The organism is Aurantimonas sp. DM33-3 (assembly GCF_014334315.1).
Lineage (GTDB): Bacteria > Pseudomonadota > Alphaproteobacteria > Rhizobiales > Rhizobiaceae > Aurantimonas > Aurantimonas coralicida.
Genome location: NZ_JACSGS010000002.1, coordinates 160,626 through 185,480, shown reverse-complemented (window position 1 = coordinate 185,480; position 24,855 = coordinate 160,626). Strand labels below are relative to the sequence as shown.

Here is a 24,855-nt window from a genome sequence, read left to right as displayed (position 1 = left end):
TCCCACGCCCCATACGGCCCCTCTGCCACCGACCGGACGACAAGGACGCAAGAGAACGATCGAAGCGATGACAGCGCAAACGGACGCCGCGGCGACCCCGCCTCCGACGCCGATGATGGCGCAGTACATCGAGATCAAGTCGGCCAATCCCGACTGTCTCCTGTTCTACCGGATGGGCGATTTCTACGAGCTGTTTTTCGACGACGCCGTCGAGGCCTCGCGCGCCCTCGGCATCACGCTGACCAAGCGCGGCAAGCATCTGGGCGACGACATTCCGATGGCCGGCGTCCCGGTGGTCTCGGCCGACGACTATCTCCACAAGCTGATTGCCCTCGGCCACCGGGTCGCCGTCTGCGAACAGGTCGAGGACCCGGCCGAGGCGCGCAAGCGCGGCGCCAAGTCCGTCGTCCGGCGCGATGTCGTGCGGCTGGTCACCCCCGGCACCATCACCGAGGAGACCCTGCTCGAGCCCGGCCGGCCGAATTACCTGATGGCACTGGCCCGGCTCGGCGGCTCCGGACCGGGCGCGACCTTCGCCCTGGCCTGGGCGGATCTCTCCACCGGCAGCTTTCGCCTGGCCGAGACCGACATGGCGCGGCTGTCCACGGACATCGCCGCCATCGAGCCGAGCGAACTGGTCGTCGCCGATCCCGTGTTCCACGACGAGGCCCTGCAGCCGCTGCTGCGCCGCTTCGGCCGCACGGCCCGGCCCGAGCCCCAGGCGCTGTTCGACGGCGCCACCGCTGAAGAGCGACTGTGCCGGTTCTTCGGCGTGGCGACGCTGGAAGGCTTCGGTGGTTTCTCGCGGGTCGAGCTGGCCGCCGGCGCGGCACTGATCGCCTATCTCGGCAAGACCCAGTTGGCGGCGCGCCCCGCCCTGCAGCGGCCCGAGCGCATCGCGCCCGGCTCGCTCATGCAGATCGATCCGGCGACCCGCGCCTCGCTGGAGCTCACCCGCACCATTTCCGGCAAGCGGCAGGGCAGTCTCCTCGCCACCATCGACCGGACGGTGACCGGGGCCGGCGGCCGGCTCCTCGCCGGGCGCCTTGCCGGGCCGCTGACCGATCCGGCGGCGATCCGCGAGCGCCAGGCCTCGGTGGCGCATTTCATCGCCGACATGACCGCCCGCCAGCGCCTGCGCGCGACATTGGGCGGACTGCCGGACACGGAGCGGGCGCTGTCGCGGCTGTCGCTGGGCCGCGGCGGTCCGCGCGACCTTGCCGCGATCCGCGACGGGCTGCAGGCGGGGCTGGCGATCGCCGCCAGCCTCGACGGCGATCTGCCGGCCGAACTCGCCCGTGCCACCGCCGCTCTGGCGGCGCTGCCGCGCCACTGCCTGGAGCCGCTGGCCGCGACGCTGGCCGACGACATGCCGCTGCTCAAGCGCGACGGTGGCTTCGTGCGCGAGGGCGCCATCGCCGAACTCGACGAGGCCCGCGCCCTGCGCGAGAATTCCCGCCGGGTGATCGCCGAACTGCAGGGGCGCTACGCCGCCGAGACCGGGGTTCGCAATCTGCGGATCAAGCACAACAACGTGCTCGGCTATTTCGTCGAGGTCAGCGACGGACAGGCGAAGGCCCTCACCGAAGGCGAGGGCGTCGCCCGCTTCATCCATCGCCAGACCATGGCTTCCGCCATGCGCTTCACGACGACCGAGCTGTCCGAACTCGAAAGCCGGATCGCGGGCGCGGCCTCCGAGGCGCTGCGCATCGAACTGGCGACCTTCGACCGTCTGGCCGACACCGTCGTCGGCTGCGCCGAGGCGATCCAGCGCGGCGCCGAGGCGCTGGCGGTGCTCGACGTCTCCGCGGCTCTCGCGGAGCTTGCGGTGGCCGAAGACTGGACCGCGCCGCTCGTCGACGACAGCCTGGCGTTTCACGTCGAATGCGGCCGGCATCCGGTGGTCGAGGCTGCGCTGAAGGCGGGAAGCGGCGACCCGTTCGTCGCCAATGACTGCGATCTGTCGCCGCCCGACGATGCCGACGCCGGCGCGATCTGGCTGCTGACCGGGCCGAACATGGGCGGCAAGTCGACCTTCCTGCGCCAGAACGCCCTCGTGGCCGTTCTCGCCCAGATCGGCTCCTACGTGCCGGCGACCCGCGCCCATATCGGGATCGTCGACCGTCTGTTCAGCCGGGTGGGGGCTTCCGACGATCTCGCCGAAGGGCGCTCGACCTTCATGGTCGAGATGGTCGAGACGGCGGCGATCCTCAACCAGTCCGGCGAGCGGGCGCTGGTCATCCTCGACGAGATCGGCCGTGGCACGGCAACCTATGACGGCCTGTCCATCGCATTTGCCGCCGTCGAGCACCTGCACGAAGTCAATCGCTGCCGGGCGCTCTTCGCCACCCATTTCCACGAGATGACGGCTCTCGCGGCCCGGCTTGGCCGGATGAAGAATGCCACCATGCGGGTGAAGGAGTGGGAAGGGGAGGTCATCTTCCTGCACGAGGTGAAGCCCGGCGTTGCCGACCGCTCCTACGGCATCCAGGTGGCCAAGCTCGCCGGGCTGCCGACGCAGGCGGTGGAGCGGGCACGACAGGTGCTGATCCAGCTCGAACGCGGCGAGCAGGGCGAGAAGCGCAGTGCCTTCGTCGACGACCTGCCGCTGTTCTCGGCGGTCGTGCGCCGGAGCGAGCCGCCGGAGCGGCCGGCCGATACGGCCCTGCGTGACGCCCTGGCCGAGGTCGATCCGGACAGCCTGTCGCCCCGCGAGGCGCTGGAAGAGCTTTACCGGCTGAAGGGATTGGCGAAGCCGCAAGGCTGAATTCGCCGCTGCATGACAGATTGACGCATGGGGCGGTGGCTTGGGCAGCTCCCGTGCCTTCGGGTGCAGAGCTGCGGGAGACCCCGTGCGCCCCGACCCAGCGGGCGTTCGGCCCGCTGCACGCACCCGTCGCTCATGACAGCCTCATCTCATCTTCGTGATCCGGGCCCGGGCGGGTCTGTCGATTTGTGTGGAACCGGCAGGGATGGGCGCCGTTGTTGTGCCGATCGTGAATTTACCGACGCCATCGTCGGATGTGTTCACACTGATACTCATACGAAAGGCATTTCTTATGAAGACGACTGCTATCTTTACCGCCGCCCTTCTTGGTACCTCGGTGTTCAGCTTTGGTGCACTGGCGCAGGACGCCACGCCGAAGATCCCCGGTTCGGAAACCGTGATCGAGCAGAACAACGCTGCCGAGCGCAACGACGTCGCCGAGAGCGACGGCATGACCGGCATGGCGCCGGAAGCCAACGACACCCAGGCCACCATCGTGCCGGGTAGCGAGACGCAGTCCGAGACGGCCGAAGCGCAGGAGCGCAACGATGTCGCCGAGGACAACGGCATGACCACGTCGTCCACCACGCCGGAGAACGGCGATGACGTGCTGATCCCGGGTTCGGGCGCGACCTTCTCGCCCGAGGAAGGTGCCAAGACCCAGAAGGGTGAGGCGCTGCAGGACGGCTCGAACACCAACGTCATCAAGTAATCTGCTTCGTCCGCACTCTAGCGGGCAGCACATTGAAAGGGTCGTCCCGAAAGGGGCGGCCCTTTTCTGCGTTCTGCAGGCTCGTCGGGTCATTCGTTCACACCGGCGTGACATCAATCGGGTTCCATTTCAGCCAGAATGAATTTCGACCACGGACTGTTCACAATCCGGCACTTTTGTCGAGCGATACAGTGCTTAAATCGGGATCAATCGGCGCCACGGGATATTTCATGTATCCGGCGACGCAGAGAATTGAAATCATCTAAGTGAACGGTAATACAATGAAGAATGTAATCGCTATTTCGGCAGCAGTCATCGGTCTTTCGATCGCCGCTCCGGCTGTCGCACAGTCGATCATCCCGGGTTCGGAATTCTACGAGACCCGCAACGAGGAAGCCCAGCGCCAGGTCACCGCTGACGGCGGCGTCGCCGCTGCCACCAAGCAGGCCGACGCGCGTGCCTATGGCTATGCCCAGGGCAACACGACCGCCGCGACCAACGAGACCTCGGTTGTTCCGGGCAGCGACTTCTATCGCACCGAGGCAAACGAAGCCGAGCGTGGCGCCACCCAGCGCTAATCCGGTATTGCACGGGGCGGAATTCACCTTCCGCCGATCAAGGGTCGTCCCGCGGGGCGGCCCTTTTTTGTGCGCCTGGCCCCTCGCACGCTTCCTGGACGTGATGATCTGCGGGCTTTCTCGCTTCGCGCTGGCGAATGGGATATAGCCTGCCGCCGAACGCGAATTCGATCGATCAGGATTGCCGATGACGATGCTGGAGGCCTCCGCCGCCTTGTCGAGCCCCGCTTCCCTGCCCAAGGGGGAAAGCCTTGTCGGCATTCTCGACGTGGATGGCCTGCGCGCGAGGCTGGCCGCGATCGCCGAGAAAGACAGCGCCGGCGGGGCGTCGAACACGGCGCGCAGCGAGGTTCTGGCGCTGGTGCGGGACGTGATCCGCGACGGCCGCACCACCATCGAGGAAATGCTGTTCGAGGATGGCAGCGGCAGCCTGTGCGCGCGTCGTCTCGCCCGGCTGCAGGACGCGGTGATCCACGCGATCCACGATTACGCCCTGCGCTTCGTTTTCAATGCCGCCAACCTGTCGGCCGGCGAGCGGATGACAGTCCTGGCGGTTGGAGGCTATGGCCGCGGCACGCTGGCGCCCGGCTCCGACATCGATCTCCTGTTTCTCCTCCCCTACAAGCAGTCGGCACTCGGCGAGCAGGTGGTGGAATATCTTCTGTATCTCCTGTGGGATCTGGGCTTCAAGGTCGGTCACGCGTCCCGTACCGTCGACGAATGCATCAAGCTGGCGCGCGCCGACTTCACCATCCGCACCGCGATTCTCGAACGCTGGCTCATTGCCGGTGACGAAGAGCTTCTGGCCGAGCTGGACACGCGCTTCGAGGCCGAAGTTGTGGCCGGGACGAGCGAGGCCTTCATCGCCGCCAAGCTCGAGGAGCGGTCCGCGCGCCACGCCAAGACCGGCAACACGCGCTATCTCGTCGAGCCCAACATCAAGGAAGGCAAGGGCGGTCTGCGCGACCTCAACACCCTGTTCTGGATCGCCAAGTACCATTACCGGGTGAACACGACCGAGGCGCTGGTCGAGGCCGGCGTGTTCTCCAGGCGTGAGGCCAAGCTCTTCGCCAAGGCCGAGGATTTCCTCTGGGCCGTGCGCTGTCACATGCATTTCGCCACCGGCAAGGCCGAGGAGCGGCTGTCCTTCGACCTGCAACCGGAGATCGCCAAGCGGCTCGGCTACAATGCCCATCCGGGCCTGAAGGACGTCGAGCGCTTCATGAAGCACTACTTCCTGATCGCCAAGGATGTCGGCGATCTGACGCGCATCTTCTGCGCGGCGCTGGAAGAGCAGCACGCCAAGGACGCTCCCGGCATCCGCGGCTTCGTGCGCACCCTGCGCGCCCGGGCCAAGAAGATTCCCGGCACCCTCGATTTCCACATCGACAACAACCGCATCAATATCAGTCGTGCCACCGTCTTCCGCGACGATCCGGTCAATCTGATCCGCATCTTCCGCCTCGCCGCGCTGCACGAGCTGGAATACCACCCCGATGCGCTGAAGCTGATCCGCCGGTCCCTGCGCCTGGTCGATGCCGAATTGCGGGACAATCCGGAGGCCAACAGCCTCTTCATCGACGTTCTGACCGATCGCAAGGACCCCGAGCTGCATCTGCGGCGGATGAACGAGGCCGGCGTCCTCGGTCGCTTCATCCCCGATTTCGGCCGGATCGTCGCGATGATGCAGTTCAACATGTACCACCACTACACGGTGGACGAGCACCTGCTGCGGTCGATCTCGACCCTGTCGCGCATCGAGCACGGCGAGCTGGTCGAGGAGGTGCCCCTGTCGAGCGGCTTCATGCCGCTTCAGAAGGACCGGGTGCCGCTCTACCTGGCGCTGCTCCTGCACGACATCGCCAAGGGGCGGCCGGTGGACCATTCCATCGCCGGGGCCGAGATCGCCCGCGAACTGTGCCCGCGCTTCGGACTCGACGAGCGCGAGACCGATCTCGTCGCATGGCTGGTCGAGGACCATCTCGTCATGTCGATGACCGCGCAGCAGCGTGACCTCACCGACCGCAAGACCATTCTCGACTTCGCTGAACGCGTGCGCACGCTCGATCGCCTGAAGCTCCTGACGATCCTGACCGTCTGCGACATCCGCGCGGTCGGCCCCGGCGTCTGGAACGGCTGGAAGGGCCAGCTCATCCGGACCCTCTACATGGAGACCGAGCCGACCCTGACCGGCGGCTTCACCCAGACCTCGCGCAGCGAGCGGATCGGGCAGGCGCGCGAGCGTCTCGCCGAGCGGCTGGGCGCATGGCCGGAGGCGGAACGCACGGGCTATCTCGATCTCCATTATCCGAACTATTTCCTCACCGCGCCGCTCGACGACCAGCTTCGCCATGCCGAGTTCATCCGCGAGTCGCGCGATGCCGGCGCCCTGGCGACGCAGACGCGCACCGATCGCTTCCGCGAAGTGACGGAGATCATGGTGCTGGCGCCCGACCATCCGCGGCTTCTGTCGCTGATCGCCGGGGCCTGCGCCGGCACCGGCGCCAACATCGCCGACGCGCAGATCTTCACCATGTCGGACGGCCGGGCGCTGGACGTGATGCTGCTCAACCGCGAGTTCGAATCCGACGAGGACGAGATCCGCCGCGCCGAGCGCATCTGCGCCAATATCGGCAAGCTGCTGCAGGGCCGCGAGATGCCGGCCAGCCTTCTGGCCAATCGCCGGCCGCCACGCAGTACCGAACTCTTCGCCGTCAAGCCGCGGGTCAGCGTCGACAACACCCTGTCGAACCAGCTGACCGTCATCGAGGTGGAGGGGCTTGACCGGCCCGGCCTCTTGTCGGACGTCACCGGTGCGATCTCGGACCTCAATCTCGACATCCGCTCGGCCCACATCTCGACCTATGGCGAGAAGGTCGTCGACGTCTTCTACGTGACCGACCTGATCGGCACGAAGATCACCAGCGAGACCCGCATCGAGCGGATCGAGGTCCGGCTGAAGCGCGTCTTCGAGAGCCCGGAGGGCGAGATGTCCTCACCTGTCGTCATGTCCTCGCAGCGCGCATTCGGCATTCCCCATCGATGAGCCTTCTGTCCAAGTTCGCCACGGTCGGCGGGGCGACGCTGGTCTCCCGCATCTTCGGCTTCGGCCGCGAAATGATGATGGCCTCGGCGCTGGGCGTCGGACCGGTGGCCGATGCCTTCAACCTGGCGTTCCGCTTTCCGAACCTGTTCCGCCGGCTCTTTGCCGAGGGCGCCTTCAACGCCGCCTTCATTCCGCTGTTCTCGCGCTCGCTGGAAGAGGAGGGTGAGGAGGGCGCGCGGCGTTTCGCCAACGAGATCTTCTCGACGCTGTTCACCGCGCTCGTCGTCCTGACGGTGCTGGCGCTGGTGTTCATGCCGGTGCTGGTCAAGACGATCATCGCGCCCGGCCTTGCCGTGTGCGTCGACGACCCGTCGGCGGGCGGTGACGTGATCTCCTGCGCGGCGCGCTACGACATCACCGTCACCTTCTCGCGCATCATGTTCCCCTATCTCGCCTGCATGTCGCTGATGGCGATGGTCTGCGGCATCCTCAACGCCTTCCGCCGCTTCTTCGTGGCGGCTGCCGCGCCGACGCTGCTGAACTTCATCCTCATCGGCGTCCTGTCCTGGTGCCTGTGGACCGAGGCCGACAAGCCGACCATCGGCTTCCTGATGAGCTGGGGCGTGATGATCGCCGGGCTGGCGCAGCTCGCCATGGTGGTCGTCGCCATGCGCATGGCCGGCTTCGGCGTCGCGCTCAGGCGTCCGCGCTGGACCAAGGGCCTGAAGCGGCTTCTGGTGCTGGCCGGGCCTGCCGCCCTGATCGGCGGCATCACCCAGATCAACCTCTTCGTCGGCCAGGCCATCGCCTCCTTCAAGCCGGGGGCGGTGTCGATCCTGCAATATGCCGACCGGCCCTATCAGCTGCCGCTCGGCATGATCGGCGTGGCGATCGGCGTCGTGCTCCTGCCCGAACTCGCCCGCGCCCTGAAGGCGGGCCATCTGCGCGAGGCCCAGCACACCCAGAACCGCAGCCTGGAATTTGCCCTGTTCCTGACGCTGCCCGCCGCGGTCGCCCTGTTCATCATCCCCGAGCCGATCATCCGGGTGATCTACGAGCGCGGCGCCTTCGATCCGTCGGTGACGCCCGTCGTCGCCTCCGTCCTCGGCCTCTACGCCCTCGGGCTGCCGGCCTTCGTGATGATCAAGGTGTTCTCGCCCGGCTATTTCGCCCGCGAGGACACCAAGACGCCGATGAAGGCGACGCTCGCCTCCGCCGGGGCGAACATCGTCCTGTCGCTGATCCTGTTCTGGCTGATCGCCGAGCGGGGAATCGCGCTGGCGACGACGCTGGCCGGCTGGCTGAATGCCGGGCTGCTGTTTGCCGGCCTCTATCGCAAGGGCCAGTGGCAGATCGACCGCGAACTGTTGAAGCGGACCGCGCTGGTGCTCGTCTGCTCGCTCCTGATGGGCGGCGTCCTGATCCTCGAGATGATCGAGCTCGGCGACTGGCTGCAGCCGTCGAGCGCGTTGACGACGCAGATCCTGGCGATCGGCATCCTCGTCGCCTCCGCCATGGCGATCTATTTCGCCTTGGCGCTGGCCACCGGGGCCGCTGACCGCAGGCTGTTCCTCGCCGTCCTGAAGCGCAAGCGACCGCCGCCACCACCCGCTGCATCCTGAGCCGGGGCAGGGCGCTTGATCGTGCCCGTGCCCTCGGTCATAACGCGCGGCAATTCCCGCCCGCGCTGCCAATTCCGGAGCCGCCGACCATGAGCGACATCACCCCCCGCGTCTTTTCCGGCGTGCAGCCCACGGGCAATCTGCATCTGGGCAATTATCTCGGCGCGATCCGCAAGTTCGTCGCCCTGCAGGAGAGCCACGACTGCATCTACTGCGTCGTCGACCTGCACTCGATCACGGCGCAGCTCGTCCATGACGACCTGCGCGGCCAGACCCGGTCGATCACCGCCGCGTTCCTCGCCGCCGGCATCGACCCGAAGCAGCACATCGTCTTTAACCAGAGCCGCGTGTCGGGCCACGCCGAACTGGCCTGGGTCTTCAACTGCGTCGCGCGTATCGGCTGGATGAACCGCATGACGCAGTTCAAGGAAAAGGCCGGCAAGGACCGCGAGAACGCCTCGCTGGGCCTGCTCGCCTATCCGAGCCTCATGGCGGCCGACATCCTGCTCTACCGGGCGACCCACGTCCCCGTCGGCGACGACCAGAAGCAGCATCTGGAACTGACCCGCGACATCGCCGCCAAGTTCAACAACGACTTCTCCGACAAGATCGCCGCCGCCGGGCTGGGGCAGCCGATCCAGATGGGCGACGAGACGGTGAACGGCTATTTCCCGATCACCGAGCCGCTGATCGAGGGGCCGGCGACCCGGGTGATGAGCCTGAAGGACGGCTCCAAGAAGATGTCGAAATCCGATCCGTCGGACCTGTCGCGCATCAATCTGACCGACGACGCCGACGCGATCTCGCGCAAGATCCGCAAGGCGCGCACCGACCCGGACGCCCTGCCGTCCGAGGTCGAGGGGCTGACGGGCCGGCCCGAGGCGGACAATCTGATCGGCATCTACGCCGCGCTCGCCGAGCGGTCCAAGGCCGAGATCCTCGCCGAGTTCGGTGGCCGGCAGTTCTCCGAGTTCAAGCCGGCCATGGCCGAACTGGCCGTGGAGAAGCTGGCCCCGGTCAGCGGCGAGATGCGGCGCCTGCTGGCGGCGCCCGATCACATCGATGCGGTTCTGAAGGATGGCGGCGAGCGCGCCGGCGCCATCGCCGCGACGACGATGAGCGACGTCAAGGACATCATCGGCCTGCTGCGGGACTGATTCTGCAGCGGTTTGTGGCGAAGCGGCGGTGACAGTGCGTCCCGTCACCTTGTCGCGGGGCATCGCCGCTGCCATCTTGCCGCCATGGTATCGAAACGCATCGGTCGGGACGCCGGCGGCAAACGCAAGTTCCTCGCCATTATCGACGACACGCCGGAGTGCATGCGCGCTGCGGCCTATGCGGCGCAGCGCGCCAAGGCGAGCGGCGGCGGCGCCGTGCTTTTGTACGTCATCGAGCCCGGCGACTTCCAGCACTGGCTCGGCGTCGAGAAGATCATGCGCGCCGAGGCCAACGAGGAAGCCGAGGCGCGGCTCGGCAAGGTCGCCGACGAATTGCGTGAGGCGGTCGGCATCGAGCCCGAGGGCGTCGTCCGCGAGGGTACTGTCATCGAGCAGATCCATGCCCTGATCGAGGCGGACCGCGAGATCGCGATCCTGGTGCTGGCGGCGGGCGAGGCCAATGAAGGTCCGGGTCCGCTGGTCTCCGCGGTGGCGGGCAAGGGCGCGGCCTTTCCGATCCCGGTGACCATCGTCCCGGCGACCCTCACCGACGAGGATATCCAGAGCCTCTGCTGACGCGCGACGACCGACCGTCATGGCAGGCCCTGTCGCCCCGGCGGCAGACCCCTTATGTTGCCCCGATCGTCGTTCTGAGATAAGTTTAGAACGATTCCAGATTATGCGCGACCTTGAGGTCGCAAGAGAGGATGCGAGATGTTCATCCAGACCGAAGTCACCCCGAACCCCGCCACGCTGAAGTTTCTGCCCGGCCGTGTCGTGCTGGAGAGTGGCACCGAAGAGTTCCTGTCCAAGGAAGACGCCGCCAACCGTTCGCCGCTGGCCGCACGGCTGATGGACGTGCCGGGCGTGACCGGCGTCTTCTTCGGCTATGATTTCGTCACCGTCAGCAAGGACGGCCCGGACTGGCAGCACCTCAAGCCGGCGATCCTTGCCGGCCTGATGGAGCACTTCATGGGCAATGAGCCGGTGATGACGGCGCAGGGCTCCAACGCCGCGATGCCCGACGGCGAAGAGTTCTTCGAGGCCGGCGATGAGGGCACTGTCGCCACCATCAAGGAACTGCTCGAGACCCGCGTCCGCCCGGCCGTGGCCCAGGACGGTGGCGACATCACCTTCCGCGGCTATCGCGACGGTACCGTCTATCTGAACATGCGCGGCGCCTGCGCGGGTTGCCCGTCGTCCACGGCGACCCTGAAGCACGGCATCCAGAACCTGCTGCGCCATTTCGTGCCCGAGGTCGAGGCGGTGGAAGCGGTCGAGGCCGCCTGATGCCGCTGAGCGCCGGGCCTGTCTGAGCCGATGGCCTCACTGCTTCTGGCCGTCGACACCGCCTTTGCGCGATGCTCGGTGGGGCTCTTCGACATGGATGCCGGCGTCATGCTGGCGCGGGACGAGCCGGAGATCGGCAAGGGCCATGCCGAGCAGCTGTTCGGCATCATCGACGACGTCCTGAACGCAGCCGGTGCCGATTACGGCTCGCTGCGCAGGATCGCCGTCACGGTCGGGCCGGGCTCGTTCACCGGCCTCCGGGTCGGTGTGTCGGCGGTGCGCGGTCTGGCGCTGACGCTCGGGGTGCCCGCCATCGGCGTCACGACGCTGGAGGTGCTCGCAGCCCCGCATCTTGCCGCCGACCGGGCCGTCCTCAGTGTTCTCGACGCCAAGCGCGGGGAGGTCTATGCGGCCCTCTACGGTGCCGACGGCACCGCGCTGAAGGAGCCAGCGGCACTGGCGCCCGAAGACCTCGTCGGCGTCGCTGCGCACGCGCCGGAAGGCGCGTCACTCGCAGTCGTGGGAACCGGTGCCCGGATCGCCCACCAGGCGCTGGCGGGGCGCGATGTCGCCATCCTGTCCGAGACGGCCGAACCCGATATTGCGACGCTGTGTCGTCTGGCCGCCGGCCGCGCGACCGGCGAGGCTCCGCGTCCGCTCTATCTGCGGGGCGCCGACGCCAAACCGGCAACCGCGACCGGACTATTTGCCATTCCCGGCGAAAGCGCTCCGCAAGCCTAGCGGAATAGGGTTAGGATCGAGGGTGGTCGGCTCTGGTCTTCCCGCAGGGCCGAATACACCGATCGTCGGCACGCTGGAGCGAGTGAGGGCTCATGTACTGGTTTCTGCCCTGGGTCTGGACCGTCTCATTTCTCGAAGGCCTCTTCGGTGGCCAGGAAGTGGTCGCTGCGCCGTTGTCCGAGGGGGACATCGACGCCGCGGCCGAGATTCACAGCCAGGCCTTCGATCAGGCATGGACGGGCGACGAACTGGCCGCGATTCTCGCACAGGATGGCACCTTCGGCGTGGTCGCCCGCCGGATCGGCTTGCCCGATGATCCGCCGCTGGGCTTCGTGCTGGCGCGAAACACCGAAGGCGAGGCGGAGATCCTGACCATTGCGGTCGCCAAGCGCGCCCGCGGCGCCGGCGTCGGCCGTCTTCTGATGGACGAGATCCTGCAACTCCTTCACGCAGCCCGGGCCGAGTCGCTCTTTCTTGAAGTCGATGAGGAGAACACGGCGGCGCGCAAGCTCTATGGGCGCCTGCGGTTCGAGGAAGTCGGCCGGCGGCCGGCCTATTACCGCCACCCCGAAGGCCATCGGACGAGCGCATTGACGCTGAAGCGGGCGCTCCGCTAGGCGCATGATCATGCAGAGCAAGCAGACTCAGGCGTGCCCGGCGCACGCGGCGCGGCCATGATCGGAACGCTGCGCGTCGCAGCCGTCAGCGTCATTCTCGTCGCACTGACCCTGATCCTGTGGCCGGTCCAGGCTGTCGCCATCGCCCGTGGATGGTCGCTGGCGAGGACCTTGCCGGTGCTGTGGCACCGGATCGCCTGCCGGGTGGCGGGCCTGCGGGTCCGCATCGTCGGCCAGCCATGCTCCGACCACCCCTTGCTGATCGCCGCCAACCACCAGTCCTGGTCGGACATCATGGTGCTCGGCCGGGTCATGCCCCTGTCCTTCATCGCCAAGTCGGAGGTCGAGGGCTGGCCTGCTTTCGGGCTTCTGGCAAAGCTGCAGCGCACGGTCTTCGTCGAACGCGGGGCGCGCCACCGCACCGGTCATCAGGCGGGGGCCATCGCCCGTCGGTTGAGCGAAGGCGACGCCATGGTGCTGTTTGCGGAAGGTACGACCTCGGACGGTAACGAGGTGTTGCCGTTCAAGACGGCACTGTTCGGCGCGGCCCAGGCGGCGCTGGTCTCCTCGCATACGGCGCAGGTCCGGGTTCAGCCGGTGGCGATCGCCTATACCCATGCCAACGGCGTGCCGCTGGGCCGGCGGTTCCGCCCGTTGGTGGCCTGGCCGGGGGACGTGGCGCTGGGGCCGCATCTGCTCGGCGTCCTGAAGGAAGGGGCCATCGACGTCGAGATCTCGTTCGGCGAGCCGATCGTCTTCGCCGCCGATTCCAACCGCAAGCATGTCGCGCGGGCCGCCGAGAACAGCGTTCGGGCGATGCTGGCGGCGAGCCTTTGCGGCCACAATCTGCCTGCAAAGCAGGCGGCTGTGGTATCGCGACGCGAGCCGACGCTTGCACCGCGTCACGATGCTGTCGATATAGGGGGATAGGTCACTCGTTTCCGGCGGCGCGCGCCGGCAGCACACGAGGGCCGATCAGAAGGGCGCATGACCGACACGACTGCAGCAACACGACCGGACGAGACCGGCATCAATACCCGCAAGGTCTTCATCAAGACCTATGGCTGCCAGATGAACGTCTACGATTCGCAGCGTATGGGCGATGCCTTGGCGCGCGATGGCTACGAGCCGACCGAAGTGATCGAGGACGCCGATCTCGTTCTGCTCAACACCTGCCATATCCGCGAGCGGGCCGCCGAGAAGATTTATTCCGAGCTGGGCCGCATCAAGCTGCTGAAGGCCGAAAAGGCCGAGCGGGGCGTTGAGATGCGCGTTGCCGTGGCCGGCTGCGTCGCCCAGGCAGAGGGCCAGGAGATCATCGACCGCGCGCCGGTCGTCGATCTCGTCATCGGACCGCAGACCTATCACCGGCTGCCCGAGGCGCTGGCCCGGGTCGCGCGCGGCGACAAGGTCGTGGAGACGGACTACGCCGTCGAGGACAAGTTCCGGCATCTGCCGAAGGTGACGGCGCCGCAGATCCGCACGCGCGGCGTGACCGCCTTCCTCACCGTGCAGGAAGGCTGCGACAAGTTCTGCACGTTCTGCGTGGTGCCCTATACGCGCGGCTCCGAAGTCTCGCGTCCGCTGGCCCAGATCATGGGCGAGGCCCGCGCGCTGGCGGCAGCCGGCGTGCGCGAGGTCACCCTGCTCGGCCAGAACGTCAATGCCTGGTCGGGGCAGGACGAGGCGGGCCGCGACATCGGCCTTGGTGGATTGTTGCGGGCGCTGGCCGAGATCCCGGGCTTCGCGCGCCTGCGCTACACCACCTCTCATCCCCGCGACATGGACGACGACCTGATCGCCGCCCATCGCGATCTGCCGGCGCTGATGCCCTATCTGCATCTTCCGGTGCAGTCGGGCTCCGACCGCATTCTGAAGGCGATGAACCGTCGCCACACGGGAGCTGACTATCTGCGGCTTCTCGACCGCATTCGTCAGGCACGCCCCGATATCGCCCTGTCCGGCGACTTCATCGTCGGCTTTCCCGGCGAGACCGACGCCGATTTCGAGGACACGATGAAGCTGGTCTCCGAGGTGCGCTACGCTTCGGCCTTCAGCTTCAAGTATTCGGCCCGTCCGGGCACGCCGGGCGCGACGATGGACGATCACGTGGACGAAGCGGTGAAGTCCGAGCGCCTGCAGCGGCTGCAGGCCTTGCTTCGCGAGCATCAGGTCGATTTCGCCGAGAGTCTCGTCGGCCGTGACATCGACGTTCTGGTCGAAAAGCCGGGGCGCTATCCCCACCAGCGGGTCGGCCGCTCGCCGTTCCTGCAGCCCGTTGTGTTGGACGCGGCCGCCGGTGAGATCGGCGATATCGTGACAGTGCGGATCGAATCTACCCTGCCGAATTCGCTGCTGGCGACCGGCGGTGCCGTTCCGGCCGCCGAGGCGCGGCATCGCAACGCAGTGCCTGCCGAACCGATAAGGAAGATCGCTTGAGGACGGAGCGCAGTACCGCAGCCCCCGCGTCGGGTGCATCCGACATGGCTCATATCGTCCTGACCTTCGAGGATAACCGCCTGGCCGGCTCGCTCTTCGGCCAGTTCGACGAACATCTCGCGCTGCTCGAGCAGAAGCTGAAAGTCGACGCGCGGGCGCGCGGCAACAAAGTCGAGATCCGCGGCGATTCGGCGAGCTGCGAGCAGGCCCGGCGGGCGCTGGACTATCTGTACGAGCGGCTGCAGGCCGGCACCGAGATCGGCATCAAGGATGTCGAGGGCGCCATCCGCATGGCGATCGCGGCGGACGACCAGCTCTATCTGCCGACGCTGGAAAAGAAGGGCCGCATGTCGCTCGCGCAGATTTCGACGCGGCGCCGGACCATCCATGCCCGCACGCCGACGCAGGACGCCTATATGCGGGCGCTGGAGCGCTCCGAGCTCGTCTTCGGCGTCGGGCCGGCCGGCACCGGCAAGACCTATCTCGCCGTTGCCCATGCCGCGATGCTGCTGGAGCGCGGGCAGGTCGAGCGGATCATCCTGTCGCGCCCGGCCGTCGAGGCGGGCGAGCGGCTCGGCTTCCTGCCCGGCGACATGAAGGAAAAGGTCGATCCCTATCTGCGGCCGCTCTACGACGCGCTCTACGACATGATCCCGGCCGAGAAGGTCGAACGGGCGCTGGCCGCGGGCGCCATCGAGATCGCGCCGCTGGCCTTCATGCGTGGCCGGACGCTGGCGAATGCGGCGGTGATCCTCGACGAGGCGCAGAACACCACCACCATGCAGATGAAGATGTTCCTGACCCGCCTGGGCGAGAATGCCCGGATGGTGGTGACCGGGGACCCGTCCCAAGTCGATCTGCCGCCCGGTCAGAAATCCGGTCTCGTCGAGGCGATGCGCATTCTGGAGACGGTGCCGCAGGCCGTGACGGTTCGCTTTGCCGCCAAGGACGTCGTCCGCCATCCGCTGGTCCAGGCGATCGTCGAGGCCTATGAGGAGGATGCGACGCGCGCCCGTGCGCCGGGCATCCCCGCGGCCCGGTAATGTCTGGATCGCAACCGCGTGCCGCCTTCGGCATGCCGACCTATGATGGCCTGACCGTCGCCCTGACCGTCGAGGATCCGCGCTGGGACGATGCCGGCCTTGGCGACATTCCGGCGATGGCGGTGGAGACCTTTTCGGTCGCGGCGGCGCGGCTGGGCCTGCCCGGCGATCTCGTCAGCGAGATATCCCTGACGCTGGCCGACGACGAGACGGTACGCGCCGTCAACGCCGAATGGCGGAACAAGGACAAGCCGACCAACATTCTGTCCTTCCCCATGGCCGATCTGGCGCCGGGCGAACGGCCGGGCCCGCTTCTGGGCGATCTCCTGGTCGCCTTCGAAACGGTCGCGCGCGAGGCGGATGAGGAGGCCAAGGCCTTTGCGGACCATTTCCGCCATCTTCTCGTGCACGGCTTCCTGCATCTGATGGGCCTCGATCACATGGTCGACACCGAGGCCGACGACATGGAGGCGGCGGAGATCGCCATTCTTGCCGAGTTTGGTATCGCCGATCCCTATGGCGACGAACCCGGTCCCTTGAACGAAGCCGAACAGGATGTTCCGGCGAACCAAGAGCGAGACGATGACCTTCGACACAGACGCGGCGGCTGACGGCAACCGCGGACCGGCCGGCGCCGAGAATGGCGACGACCACGCAGCCGGCGACGACCGAAGTCGGCGCGGCGCAAACCGCAGTGACGGCTTCTTTGGCGGCCTGATCCAGCGGGTGCGTCCGCGCATGCCCCGCCTGATGCGCGAGGACCTGACCCAGGCCCTCCTGCATCACGATCCCGGCGAGGGGGCCTTCTCGCCCGAGGAACGCGCGATGCTCAACAACATCCTGCGGCTGCGCGAACTGCGCGTCGAGGATGTGATGGTGCCACGCGCCGACATCCAGGCCGTCGACATCACCACCACCCTCGGCGAACTGATGAAGCAGTTCGAATCGAGCGGCCATTCGCGCATGCCGGTCTATGGCGAAAGCCTCGACGACCCGCGCGGCATGATCCACATCCGCGACGTCGTCGGCCACATCACCCGCGTCGCGCGACCGGCCAACGGGCAGGGCGCCAAGGAGCCGGCCGCGCGGACCCGGGCCGGCCTCGACCTGCGCCAGATCAACCTGGCGCGGAAGGTTTCCGACCTCGGTATCATCCGAAAGGTTCTCTTTGTGCCGCCCTCGATGCTCGCGACCGATCTGATGGCGCGCATGCAGGCCACCCGCACCCAGATGGCGCTGGTGATCGACGAATACGGCGGCACCGACGGACTGGTGTCGCTGGAGGACATCATCGAGATGGTCGTCGGCAACATCGAGGACGAGCACGACGACGACGCCCCGATGATCACCGAAAGCGGCGACGGCATCTATTACGCCGACGCCCGCGCCGACCTCGACGAGGTCCGCAAGCTGGTCGGCGAGGATTTCGACATCAGCGAATACGAGGACGAGGCCGACACGATCGGCGGTCTCCTGTTCTCCGAGCTGGGCCGTGTACCCGCGCGCGGCGAGGTGGTGCAGGCTGTTCCCGGCTTCGAGTTCCAGGTACTGGATGCCGACCCGCGCCGGGTTCGCCGTGTCCGGATTGTCCGCTTCCGCCAGGGCGAGAAGCGCCGCCGCTTCGTGGAAGGACTGGCCGACGCCTGAGGGGGCGTCGGTGACCGCTGGCCGTCTTCGGCAGCCGCAGTCGCGGGAATGTTCTGCATATCATCGGCGCCCGGCGTAGGATGCCGGCCCGACCGAATCCTGCAGGGGGCCCTGTGAGCGTTATTTCCCGCGGCGACGACCGCATCCGCGACGACAATATTCTCGACCGGATTGCTGGTTGGGTGTCGCTCGCCGAAGGCTGGCGCCGCATGGTGCTGGCGCTGTCGGCGGGGGCGATCTGTACCTTCGCCCTGCCGCCCTACAATTTCCCCGCCGTCGGCTTCATCGGTTTCCCGCTGCTCGTCTGGCTCCTTGACGGCGCGGCCGCCGAGCCGGGCCGCTCGGCCCTGCGCCGCATGGCGCCGGCCTTCGTCACGGGCTGGCTGTTCGGCTTCGGCTATTTCGTCGCCGGCCTGTGGTGGCTGGGCGCCGCCATGATGGTCGACGCGGCGAGCTTTGCGATCTTCATCCCGCTCGCGGTGCTCGGCCTGCCGGCGATCCTCGCCATCTATTTCGGGCTGGCGGCCGCGCTGGCGCGTTGCGTGTGGACCGACAGCGCGTATCGAATCCTGGCGCTGGCCGGCTCGCTGGCGCTGTTCGAATATCTGCGCGAAATCCTGTTCACGGGCTTTCCCTGGAACGAGATCGGCGTCATGGCCGCGCCGCTGCCGCTGTTGATGCAGACGAGCAGCCTCGTCGGCGTGCACGGGCTGACCCTCCTGGCCGTCGTCGTCTTTGCCAGCCCGGCCGTCATCGTCGACCGGCGGGGCCGGGCCGCGATGCTGGCGGCCGCGGCGACCCTGCTCGTCCTGCATGTGGGATACGGGGCCTGGCGGCTGCAGGCCCATCCGACCGAACTGGTCGAGAATGTTCGGGTCCGGGTGGTGCAGCCCAATATCCTGCAATCGCTGAAATGGGACGAGAACGAAGCGGAGCGGATCTTCGAGCGCCACCTGTCGCTGACCGGAGCCGACGCTGTCGCGGCCAGTGTCGATCCCGCCGCGGCCGGAGGCGCTGCCTCGGATGGGCCCGCCGACCCTTCTACGCGCACCCTTGTCGTCTGGCCCGAATCCGCCTTTCCATTCCTGTTGACCGAGCGGCCCGACGCCATCGCGCGAATCGCTGAGGCGCTGCAGCCCGGCGAAACGCTGATTGCCGGCGCAGCACGGCTCGAAGGCGCCGATATCACCTCTTCTCGTGTGTATAACTCGGTCTACGTCATCGACGACGCGGGCCAGATCGTGGATGCGCGGGACAAGACGCATCTGGTCCCCTTCGGCGAATATCTGCCGTTCCAGGAATTCCTCGAAGGGTTCGGTCTGTCGCAACTCGCCGAAATGCCGGGCGGCTTTTCGGCGGGTACCGTGCGCAGTCCGGTTCCTCTCGAAGGCGCGCCCTCTTTCCTGCCGCTGATCTGCTACGAGATCATCTTTCCTTCCGAGATCGAGGCCGGCGCGCCCGACGATCGTCCGGGCTTTTTCGTGAACGATACCAATGACGCATGGTATGGCGATACGCCCGGCCCCTACCAGCATCTGCGGCTGGCCGAACTGACCTCGGTCGCCTTCGGACTGCCGCTCGTGCGCAGCGCCAACACCGGCATCTCGGTCGTCACGGACGCCTATGGGCGGCAGCTCGACGGGCTGGCGCTCGGCGCGACGGGAAGCATCGAAACGCCGCTGCCCATGGCCGCCCCCGCCACGATCTACGCAAGCTGGGGCAACACCCCATTCTGGATTGCATTTTTCATAATATGGATGATCCCGATAGCAATGCGGTTAAAGATGCGCGCTCTGATTGATTGACATGCGCGACACGCACTGCCTAACCCGAAGGCCGAAATTGATTGCGACAATTTTCTGGGGCCCGGAGGCGCACCGCCGATGGGGATGACGGCCCGCCGCATCGGATGGAAGTTGCGATGTCGATGATGCTGAGAGAAGAGGCACCCGCCATGGTCGACAACAAGAAGAAGCCCAATCCGGTGGATATCCACGTCGGGTCGCGGGTTCGTCTTCGTCGGACCATGCTCGGCATGAGCCAGGAAAAATTGGGCGAAAGCCTCGGGATCACCTTTCAGCAGATCCAGAAATACGAGAAGGGCACCAACCGGATCGGCGCCAGCCGGTTGCAGCGAATTTCCGAAGTGATGACCGTTCCTGTGTCCTTCTTCTTCGAGGACGCGCCCACCGGCATGACCGGCAGCGAAAGTCTGCAGGAGCCGTCGAGCCCGGACTATGTCGTCGACTTCCTTTCTTCTTCCGAGGGCCTGCAACTCAACCGGGCCTTCGTGCGCATCTCCGATCCGAAGGTCCGCCGCCGCGTCATCGATCTGGTCCGCACCCTGGCCGACTCCGGCGAGACCGACAGCTAGGTCCTGAGCGACTCGCGTCACACGTGAGCCCCGGGCGCACTTGACGCCGCGCTGCCATTGCCCCAAACCGCATTCCGCAAGATTCAAGCCGGGCGTAAGTTCCTGTTGTGGTGCTCAACGGCACGACAAGCTCTCGCGTCTGACTGCCCCGAGCGGGATTCTCCAGAAACGGAAAGAGGAATCGATGGCGCGTTCTGACTATGTCTTCACCAGCGAAAGCGTGTCGGAGGGCCATCCCGACAAGGTCTGCGACCGGATCTCAGATGAGATCGTCGATCTGATCTATCGAGAGGCCAAGAAGACTGGCGTTGACCCTTGGTCGGTTCGCATCGCCTGCGAGACCCTGGCGACCACGAATCGCGTCGTCATCGCCGGCGAGGTTCGCCTGCCGGCCAGCCTGATGAAGACCGACAAGAACGGCAACGAAGTCATCAATGCCGGTCGTTTCCGGTCTGCCGCGCGTCGCGCGATCCGCGATATCGGCTACGAGCAGGACGGCTTCCACTGGAAGAACGCCAAGGTCGACATCCTGCTGCATTCGCAGTCGGCCGACATCGCCCAGGGCGTGGACAAGGCGTCTGACGCCGAGGACGGCGCCAACCAGGCCGAAGGCGCGGGCGATCAGGGCATCATGTTCGGCTACGCCTGCCGCGAGACGCCGGACCTGATGCCGGCGCCGATCTTCTATGCGCACAAGATCCTCGAGATCCTGGCGGCCGCCCGCAAGAAGGGCGAGGGCGATGCGGCGCATCTCGGCCCGGACGCCAAGAGCCAGGTGACCGTGCGTTACAAGGACGGCATGCCATTCGAAGTTAGCTCGATCGTCCTGTCCACCCAGCACACAGATGACAGCTGGGATTCCGCCAAGGTGCGGACGGTCGTCGAGCCCTATATCCGCGAAGCCCTGAGCGATATCGCGATCGCCGACGATTGCGCTTGGTACATCAACCCGACCGGCAAGTTCGTCATTGGCGGCCCGGACGGCGACGCCGGCCTCACCGGCCGCAAGATCATCGTCGACACCTATGGCGGTGCGGCGCCCCACGGCGGTGGCGCGTTCTCCGGCAAGGACACGACCAAGGTCGACCGTTCTGCCGCCTATGCCGCGCGCTACCTCGCCAAGAATGTCGTGGCGGCCAAGCTCGCCGACCGCTGCACGATCCAGCTCGCCTACGCGATCGGCATCGCCCAGCCGCTGGCGGTCTATGTCGACCTCCACGAGACCGGCAAGAATGTCGACGAAGTGGCCATCGAGAAGGCGATCCGCGCGGTGATGGATCTGTCGCCGACGGGCATCCGTCGTCATCTCGACCTCAACAAGCCGATCTATGCCAAGACCGCAGCCTACGGGCATTTCGGCCGCAAGCCCGGCCGTGACGGTTCCTTCTCCTGGGAGAAGACCGATCTCGCGCCGAAGCTGAAGGCCGCGCTGGCCAGCTGATCGATGACGGCCGAAGGACATCCCGAGCGCTCGCGCGAGGCGTTCTTCGGCCGGCTCAAGGGGCCGAAGCTCCGGCCCGGCCAGACCGCATTGATCGAAGAGGTTCTGCCGCAGTTGCGGCCGGACCTCACCCAGCCTGCCCCCGAATCTCTGGCCGATCTGTTTCCGGTGCCCGTCGAGGCGGTGCGGCTGGAGATCGGCTTTGGCGGCGGCGAACATCTCCTGCACGAAAGCGGGCGCTTTCCGAACGTCGGCTTCATCGGCGTCGAGCCCTTCGTCAACGGCATGGCGAAGCTGCTCAGCGCCATCCAGGATGCGCCGCGGCCCAACCTCAGGCTCTACGACGACGACGCCACGCGGCTCTTGGATTGGCTGCCCGCGGCAAGCCTAGCCGGCGTCGATCTGTTCTATCCCGATCCCTGGCCCAAGCGCCGCCATTTCAAGCGGCGGTTCGTCAACGCGCGCAATCTGGATCGGATCGCCCGGGTCCTGGCACCGGGATCGAGCTTTCGCTTCGCGTCCGACATCGACACCTATGTCGACTGGACGCTGCGCCACTGCCGCGACCATGCCGAATTCAAGTGGACGGCCGAGCGCGCGGCCGACTGGCACACACCCTACGAGGCTTGGCCCGGCACCCGCTACGAGGCGAAGGCGATCCGCGAGGGACGTCCGCCGGCCTACCTGACTTTCCGTCGCCGCTGAGGCGGTTTTGGCGCGGCGTGGCCGGGGCCGTCGTGAAGATGCTTGAAGGATCGGGCAAAACGGCGTATACCCCTCCCAAATTCTCTGCGATGTGGTCGAGAGAGTGGGTCCTGCCGGTCCCGCTCTTTTTTGTTACCGGGGGTACGGTATCTCCAGTGATCACGCGTCAAGACGCCGATCCATGTCGCGGATCGATCAACTGGGCCGGGTCGGACGCCGGCCCGCAACACTTCTCTCGGAGTACCGTGACGACCGCTACAGACCGCATCGTGAAGGAACAGGGCCTGGAAGGCCGCGTCGCTGAGATCGTCGAGCCGGCGATCGAGCAGATCGGCTACCGGTTGGTGCGCGTGCGCACATCGGGCCTCAACGGCATGACGCTGCAGATCATGGCGGAGCGGCCGGACGGCACGATGACCGTCGAGGATTGCGAAGCGGTATCGCGCGCGGTCTCTCCGGTTCTCGATGTCGACGATCCTATCGACAAGGCGTATCATCTGGAAGTGTCCTCGCCAGGCATCGACCGTCCCCTCGTGCGCAAGGGCGACTTCGAGACCTGGGCCGGTTTCCTGATGAAGCTCGAGACCAACCGGCTGATCAACGAGCGCAAGCGTTATCGCGGCAAGATCGTGGCCGTCGGCGATGAGGCGATCACCGTCGAACGCGACCAGCCTGCCGAAGGCGAGCCGGGCGCGGTCGAGATTCCCTTCGATGCCATCGGCGAAGCGCGGCTGATCCTGACCGACGATCTGATCGCCGCGGCCCTGAAGGCCGACAAGGCTGCCCGCAAGGCGCGCGGCGACGTCGACCCGGATGCCGGCGACGATGACGAGGCGGAAGCCTCCGAGCACTAGAATGGCGCAGCGGGCGGCAGCGCCCGCCGCCTTATGACGAACGACAAGCCGGGCGCTGCGGTGTGACCCGGTCGGGAACCCGACCGGACGCCAGGCGCCACAAGCCACCTCAAGGGTGGACGGCCGGAAGCGATGATGGGACCGACTGCGGCTGAGCGGCGGACGGTTCGAAGTCAGGAGAAGAGACAATGGCAGTCAGTGCGAACCGGCTGGAGCTTCTGCAGATTGCGGACGCTGTCGCGCGGGAAAAGTCGATCGATCGTGAGATCGTCATCGGGGCGATGGCCGACGCCATCCAGAAGGCGGCACGTTCGCGCTACGGCCAGGAAACCAACATCCGCGTCGACATCAACCAGAAGACCGGTGAGATGAAGCTGCAGCGGCTGCTCGAGGTCGTCGACGAGGTCGAGGATCCGAACACCCAGATCTATCTCGATCTCGCCCGGGACAAGAACCCCGACGCCGAGCCGGGCGACTTCATCGCCGAGCAGCTGCCGCCGATGGATTTCGGGCGCATCGCGGCCCAGTCCGCCAAGCAGGTCATCGTCCAGAAGGTGCGCGACGCAGAGCGCGACCGCCAGTATGACGAATACAAGGACCGCGTCGGCGAGATCGTCAACGGCACCGTCAAGCGGGTCGAATACGGCAACGTCATCGTCGATCTGGGTCGCGGCGAGGGCATCATCCGCCGCGACGAGCAGATCCCGCGGGAGCTCTTCCGCTATGGCGATCGCGTCCGCGCCTTCGTCTACGATGTGCGCCGCGAGCAGCGCGGTCCGCAGATCTTCCTGTCGCGCACCCATCCGCAGTTCATGGCGAAGCTCTTCACCATGGAAGTGCCGGAGATCTACGACGGCATCATCACCATCAAGGCCGTCGCCCGTGACCCGGGTTCGCGCGCCAAGATCGCGGTGACCTCGAGCGATTCCTCCGTCGATCCGGTCGGCGCCTGCGTCGGCATGCGCGGTTCGCGCGTGCAGGCCGTGGTGGGCGAACTGCAGGGCGAAAAGATCGACATCATCCCCTGGTCGCCGGACGCCGCATCCTTCCTCGTCAATGCGCTGCAGCCGGCGGAAGTCGCCAAGGTGGTGCTCGACGAGGACGCCGAGCGTATTGAAGTCGTGGTCCCCGATGACCAATTGTCATTGGCGATCGGTCGTCGCGGACAGAATGTCCGGCTGGCTTCGCAGCTCACAGGCTGGGACATCGACATCCTGACCGAGCAGGAAGAATCCGAGCGGCGCCAGAAGGAATTCGCCGAGCGTTCGGAGACCTTCATGAACGCCCTGAATGTCGACGAGATGGTCGGTCAGGTGCTTGCGTCGGAAGGCTTCGCGACCGTCGAGGAAATCGCCTATGTCGACCAGGACGAGGTCGCTGCGATCGAAGGCTTCGACGACGAGACGGCTTCCGAGATCCAGGAGCGCGCACGCGAATTCCTGGAGCGCCGCGAGGCGGAATTCGACGCCAAGCGCGTCGAGTTGGGTGTCAGCGACGATCTGCGCCAGATCAACGGCGTAACCACGCCGATGCTGGTGGCGCTCGGCGAGGACGGCGTGAAGACGATGGAAGACTTTGCCGGCTGCGCTGCTGACGATCTGATCGGCTGGACCGAGCGCAAGAACGGCGAGACGACGCGTTTCCCGGGGGCGCTGTCCGCCTTCGACGTGTCGCGGGCCGACGCGGACCAGATGGTGCTGCAGGCGCGTCTGATCGCCGGCTGGATCACCGAAGCCGATCTTGCCGGACCGGAAGAGGAAGAGATGACCGAGGAGGCCGAGGAAGGCCAGGCGGTCTGAGTCGAAGGACGGGCCGGGAATCG

General features: G+C 66.6%; 21 protein-coding genes. All 21 read left to right on the top strand.

Annotated features, from left to right (window positions below; all coding sequences use genetic code 11):
• The first annotated feature begins 67 nt into the window (after positions 1–67).
• The 21 genes from mutS to nusA all read left to right on the top strand — a co-directional run bounded on the left by mutS (position 68) and on the right by nusA (position 24,832).
• On the top strand, positions 68–2,767 hold the full coding sequence (gene mutS, locus H9Q09_RS03630) for a DNA mismatch repair protein MutS (RefSeq protein WP_187389924.1): 2,700 nt from the start codon (positions 68–70) through the stop codon (positions 2,765–2,767).
• A gap of 292 nt (positions 2,768–3,059) precedes the next feature.
• A complete protein-coding gene (locus tag H9Q09_RS03625) occupies positions 3,060–3,479 on the top strand; it encodes a hypothetical protein (RefSeq protein ID WP_024349494.1) in 420 nt (139 codons plus the stop codon).
• Positions 3,480–3,760: 281 nt separating this feature from the next.
• Positions 3,761–4,057 carry a hypothetical protein gene (locus tag H9Q09_RS03620; protein ID WP_187389923.1) on the top strand — a complete coding sequence of 99 codons (297 nt, stop codon included), beginning with the start codon at positions 3,761–3,763 and terminating at the stop codon, positions 4,055–4,057.
• 187 nt (positions 4,058–4,244) lie between these two features.
• On the top strand, positions 4,245–7,103 hold the full coding sequence (locus H9Q09_RS03615) for a [protein-PII] uridylyltransferase (protein ID WP_246715985.1): 2,859 nt from the start codon (positions 4,245–4,247) through the stop codon (positions 7,101–7,103).
• The gene (gene murJ, locus H9Q09_RS03610; RefSeq protein ID WP_187389922.1) at positions 7,100–8,725 is read left to right on the top strand and encodes a murein biosynthesis integral membrane protein MurJ; all 1,626 of its coding nucleotides are present in this window, start codon (positions 7,100–7,102) and stop codon (positions 8,723–8,725) included. The genes H9Q09_RS03615 and murJ overlap by 4 nt, the downstream gene beginning before the upstream one ends.
• A gap of 89 nt (positions 8,726–8,814) precedes the next feature.
• Positions 8,815–9,882, top strand: a complete 1,068-nt coding sequence (trpS, locus tag H9Q09_RS03605) for a tryptophan--tRNA ligase (RefSeq protein WP_187389921.1) — start codon at positions 8,815–8,817, stop codon at positions 9,880–9,882.
• 84 nt (positions 9,883–9,966) lie between these two features.
• Positions 9,967–10,458 (top strand): universal stress protein, encoded by a 492-nt coding sequence (locus H9Q09_RS03600; protein WP_024349499.1) that lies wholly within the window; start codon positions 9,967–9,969, stop codon positions 10,456–10,458.
• Between the two features lie 138 nt (positions 10,459–10,596).
• Positions 10,597–11,172, top strand: coding sequence for a NifU family protein (locus H9Q09_RS03595; RefSeq protein ID WP_024349500.1), 576 nt, complete (start codon positions 10,597–10,599; stop codon positions 11,170–11,172).
• Positions 11,173–11,202: 30 nt separating this feature from the next.
• Positions 11,203–11,913: a tRNA (adenosine(37)-N6)-threonylcarbamoyltransferase complex dimerization subunit type 1 TsaB gene (gene tsaB / locus H9Q09_RS03590; RefSeq protein ID WP_187389920.1), complete on the top strand. Its 711-nt coding sequence runs from the start codon at positions 11,203–11,205 to the stop codon at positions 11,911–11,913.
• Between the two features lie 158 nt (positions 11,914–12,071).
• Entirely contained in the window at positions 12,072–12,530 is a 459-nt protein-coding gene (locus H9Q09_RS03585; RefSeq protein WP_348646269.1) for a GNAT family N-acetyltransferase, read from the top strand.
• A gap of 57 nt (positions 12,531–12,587) precedes the next feature.
• Positions 12,588–13,460 (top strand): lysophospholipid acyltransferase family protein, encoded by an 873-nt coding sequence (locus H9Q09_RS03580; RefSeq protein WP_187390137.1) that lies wholly within the window; start codon positions 12,588–12,590, stop codon positions 13,458–13,460.
• A 57-nt stretch (positions 13,461–13,517) separates the two neighbouring features.
• Positions 13,518–14,969, top strand: coding sequence for a tRNA (N6-isopentenyl adenosine(37)-C2)-methylthiotransferase MiaB (gene miaB / locus H9Q09_RS03575; RefSeq protein WP_024349504.1), 1,452 nt, complete (start codon positions 13,518–13,520; stop codon positions 14,967–14,969).
• Positions 14,970–15,013: 44 nt separating this feature from the next.
• Complete coding sequence (locus H9Q09_RS03570) at positions 15,014–16,012, top strand: PhoH family protein (protein ID WP_024349505.1); 999 nt, start codon at positions 15,014–15,016, stop codon at positions 16,010–16,012.
• A complete protein-coding gene (ybeY, locus tag H9Q09_RS03565; protein ID WP_187389919.1) occupies positions 16,012–16,623 on the top strand; it encodes an rRNA maturation RNase YbeY in 612 nt (203 codons plus the stop codon). The genes H9Q09_RS03570 and ybeY overlap by 1 nt, the downstream gene beginning before the upstream one ends.
• Before the next feature lie 139 nt (positions 16,624–16,762).
• The gene (locus H9Q09_RS03560; RefSeq protein ID WP_228239303.1) at positions 16,763–17,659 is read left to right on the top strand and encodes a hemolysin family protein; all 897 of its coding nucleotides are present in this window, start codon (positions 16,763–16,765) and stop codon (positions 17,657–17,659) included.
• 209 nt (positions 17,660–17,868) lie between these two features.
• Positions 17,869–19,464 (top strand): apolipoprotein N-acyltransferase, encoded by a 1,596-nt coding sequence (gene lnt / locus H9Q09_RS03555; RefSeq protein ID WP_187390136.1) that lies wholly within the window; start codon positions 17,869–17,871, stop codon positions 19,462–19,464.
• 149 nt (positions 19,465–19,613) lie between these two features.
• Complete coding sequence (locus H9Q09_RS03550) at positions 19,614–20,033, top strand: helix-turn-helix domain-containing protein (RefSeq protein ID WP_009211039.1); 420 nt, start codon at positions 19,614–19,616, stop codon at positions 20,031–20,033.
• Positions 20,034–20,217: 184 nt separating this feature from the next.
• Entirely contained in the window at positions 20,218–21,474 is a 1,257-nt protein-coding gene (metK, locus tag H9Q09_RS03545) for a methionine adenosyltransferase (protein WP_024349509.1), read from the top strand.
• Positions 21,475–21,477: 3 nt separating this feature from the next.
• A complete protein-coding gene (locus H9Q09_RS03540) occupies positions 21,478–22,179 on the top strand; it encodes a tRNA (guanosine(46)-N(7))-methyltransferase TrmB (RefSeq protein ID WP_187389918.1) in 702 nt (233 codons plus the stop codon).
• 245 nt (positions 22,180–22,424) lie between these two features.
• Positions 22,425–23,033, top strand: coding sequence for a ribosome maturation factor RimP (gene rimP / locus H9Q09_RS03535; RefSeq protein WP_187390135.1), 609 nt, complete (start codon positions 22,425–22,427; stop codon positions 23,031–23,033).
• 188 nt (positions 23,034–23,221) lie between these two features.
• The gene (nusA, locus tag H9Q09_RS03530; RefSeq protein ID WP_187389917.1) at positions 23,222–24,832 is read left to right on the top strand and encodes a transcription termination factor NusA; all 1,611 of its coding nucleotides are present in this window, start codon (positions 23,222–23,224) and stop codon (positions 24,830–24,832) included.
• The last annotated feature ends 23 nt before the right edge of the window (positions 24,833–24,855 follow it).

What these genes read in the sequence shown, in the direction of transcription:
- lnt (WP_187390136.1), top strand. Translation starts at nt 17,869, where the DNA reads ATGGTGCTGGCGCTGTCGGCGGGGGCGATCTGTACCTTCGCCCTGCCG.
- mutS (WP_187389924.1), top strand. Translation starts at nt 68, where the DNA reads ATGACAGCGCAAACGGACGCCGCGGCGACCCCGCCTCCGACGCCGATG.
- H9Q09_RS03580 (WP_187390137.1), top strand. Translation starts at nt 12,588, where the DNA reads ATGATCGGAACGCTGCGCGTCGCAGCCGTCAGCGTCATTCTCGTCGCA.
- nusA (WP_187389917.1), top strand. Translation starts at nt 23,222, where the DNA reads ATGGCAGTCAGTGCGAACCGGCTGGAGCTTCTGCAGATTGCGGACGCT.
- H9Q09_RS03615 (WP_246715985.1), top strand. Translation starts at nt 4,245, where the DNA reads ATGACGATGCTGGAGGCCTCCGCCGCCTTGTCGAGCCCCGCTTCCCTG.
- metK (WP_024349509.1), top strand. Translation starts at nt 20,218, where the DNA reads ATGGCGCGTTCTGACTATGTCTTCACCAGCGAAAGCGTGTCGGAGGGC.
- H9Q09_RS03570 (WP_024349505.1), top strand. Translation starts at nt 15,014, where the DNA reads ATGGCTCATATCGTCCTGACCTTCGAGGATAACCGCCTGGCCGGCTCG.
- H9Q09_RS03550 (WP_009211039.1), top strand. Translation starts at nt 19,614, where the DNA reads ATGGTCGACAACAAGAAGAAGCCCAATCCGGTGGATATCCACGTCGGG.
- miaB (WP_024349504.1), top strand. Translation starts at nt 13,518, where the DNA reads ATGACCGACACGACTGCAGCAACACGACCGGACGAGACCGGCATCAAT.
- ybeY (WP_187389919.1), top strand. Translation starts at nt 16,012, where the DNA reads ATGTCTGGATCGCAACCGCGTGCCGCCTTCGGCATGCCGACCTATGAT.
- murJ (WP_187389922.1), top strand. Translation starts at nt 7,100, where the DNA reads ATGAGCCTTCTGTCCAAGTTCGCCACGGTCGGCGGGGCGACGCTGGTC.
- H9Q09_RS03560 (WP_228239303.1), top strand. Translation starts at nt 16,763, where the DNA reads ATGCGCGAGGACCTGACCCAGGCCCTCCTGCATCACGATCCCGGCGAG.
- H9Q09_RS03625 (WP_024349494.1), top strand. Translation starts at nt 3,060, where the DNA reads ATGAAGACGACTGCTATCTTTACCGCCGCCCTTCTTGGTACCTCGGTG.
- H9Q09_RS03540 (WP_187389918.1), top strand. Translation starts at nt 21,478, where the DNA reads ATGACGGCCGAAGGACATCCCGAGCGCTCGCGCGAGGCGTTCTTCGGC.
- trpS (WP_187389921.1), top strand. Translation starts at nt 8,815, where the DNA reads ATGAGCGACATCACCCCCCGCGTCTTTTCCGGCGTGCAGCCCACGGGC.
- tsaB (WP_187389920.1), top strand. Translation starts at nt 11,203, where the DNA reads ATGGCCTCACTGCTTCTGGCCGTCGACACCGCCTTTGCGCGATGCTCG.
- H9Q09_RS03620 (WP_187389923.1), top strand. Translation starts at nt 3,761, where the DNA reads ATGAAGAATGTAATCGCTATTTCGGCAGCAGTCATCGGTCTTTCGATC.
- H9Q09_RS03595 (WP_024349500.1), top strand. Translation starts at nt 10,597, where the DNA reads ATGTTCATCCAGACCGAAGTCACCCCGAACCCCGCCACGCTGAAGTTT.
- H9Q09_RS03600 (WP_024349499.1), top strand. Translation starts at nt 9,967, where the DNA reads ATGGTATCGAAACGCATCGGTCGGGACGCCGGCGGCAAACGCAAGTTC.